The following is a 1865-nucleotide window of genomic DNA, read 5'->3' on the forward strand; positions in this document are numbered from 1 at the left end:
AGGGCCAACGCCTGCTGGGATGGGTAGGGGAGCGTCGTGTGCCGGGTGAAGCTGCAGCGGAAGCTAGTGGTGGACGGTTCACGAGTGAGAATGCAGGCATGAGTAGCGATACATACGTGAGAAACGTGTGCGCCGATTGACTAAGGGTTCCTGGGTCAAGCTGATCTGCCCAGGGTAAGTCGGGACCTAAGGCGAGGCCGACAGGCGTAGTCGATGGATAACCGGTTGATATTCCGGTACCCGCTGTGAAGCGTCAAACATTGAATCAGGCGATGCTAAGTCCGTGAAGCCGTCCTGGAGCCTTCGGGCAAAGGGAAGTGGTGGAGCCGACGAACCAGACTTGTAGTAGGTGAGTGATGGGGTGACGCAGGAAGGTAGTCCAGCCCGGGCGATGGTAGTCCCGGGGTAAGGGTGTAGGGCGTGTGATAGGTAAATCCGTCACACATGTGCCTGAGACCTGATGCCGAGCCGATTGTGGTGAAGTGGATGATCCTATGCTGTCGAGAAAAGCCTCTAGCGAGTTTCATGGCGGCCCGTACCCTAAACCGACTCAGGTGGTCAGGTAGAGAATACCGAGGCGTTCGGGTGAACTATGGTTAAGGAACTCGGCAAAATGCCCCCGTAACTTCGGGAGAAGGGGGGCCATCACTGGTGATTGGATTTACTCCATGAGCTGGGGGTGGCCGCAGAGACCAGCGAGAAGCGACTGTTTACTAAAAACACAGGTCCGTGCGAAGCCGTAAGGCGATGTATACGGACTGACGCCTGCCCGGTGCTGGAACGTTAAGGGGACCGGTTAGTCAACTTTCGGGTTGGCGAAGCTGAGAACTTAAGCGCCAGTAAACGGCGGTGGTAACTATAACCATCCTAAGGTAGCGAAATTCCTTGTCGGGTAAGTTCCGACCTGCACGAATGGCGTAACGACTTCTCGACTGTCTCAACCATAGGCCCGGTGAAATTGCACTACGAGTAAAGATGCTCGTTTCGCGCAGCAGGACGGAAAGACCCCGGGACCTTTACTACAGTTTGATATTGGTGTTCGGTTCGGCTTGTGTAGGATAGGTGGGAGACTTTGAAGCGGGCACGCCAGTGTTCGTGGAGTCAACGTTGAAATACCACTCTGGTCGTGCTGGATGTCTAACCTGGGTCCGTGATCCGGATCAGGGACAGTGTCTGATGGGTAGTTTAACTGGGGCGGTTGCCTCCCAAAGAGTAACGGAGGCGCCCAAAGGTTCCCTCAGCCTGGTTGGTAATCAGGTGTTGAGTGTAAGTGCACAAGGGAGCTTGACTGTGAGACCGACGGGTCGAGCAGGGACGAAAGTCGGGACTAGTGATCCGGCGGTGGCTTGTGGAAGCGCCGTCGCTCAACGGATAAAAGGTACCCCGGGGATAACAGGCTGATCTTCCCCAAGAGTCCATATCGACGGGATGGTTTGGCACCTCGATGTCGGCTCGTCGCATCCTGGGGCTGGAGTCGGTCCCAAGGGTTGGGCTGTTCGCCCATTAAAGCGGTACGCGAGCTGGGTTTAGAACGTCGTGAGACAGTTCGGTCCCTATCCGCTGTGCGCGTAGGAATATTGAGAAGGGCTGTCCCTAGTACGAGAGGACCGGGACGGACGAACCTCTGGTGTGCCAGTTGTCCTGCCAAGGGCATGGCTGGTTGGCTACGTTCGGAAAGGATAACCGCTGAAAGCATCTAAGCGGGAAGCCTGCTTCGAGATGAGTATTCCCACCCCCTTTGAGGGGTTAAGGCTCCCAGTAGACGACTGGGTTGATAGGCCAGATCTGGAAGCCCGGTAACGGGTGGAGGTGACTGGTACTAATAGGCCGAGGGCTTGTCCTCAGTTGCTCGCGTCCACTGTGTT

General features: G+C 56.2%; 1 rRNA gene. It reads left to right on the top strand.

From position 1 onward, the window contains the following. Positions 1-1843, top strand: a 23S ribosomal RNA gene (locus tag ACIBCK_RS39165); the annotation flags it as partial. Positions 1844-1865: the final 22 nt, after the last annotated feature.

This window comes from Streptomyces sp. NPDC051218 (genome assembly GCF_044455475.1).
In the GTDB taxonomy this organism is placed as follows: Bacteria; Actinomycetota; Actinomycetes; order Streptomycetales; family Streptomycetaceae; genus Streptomyces.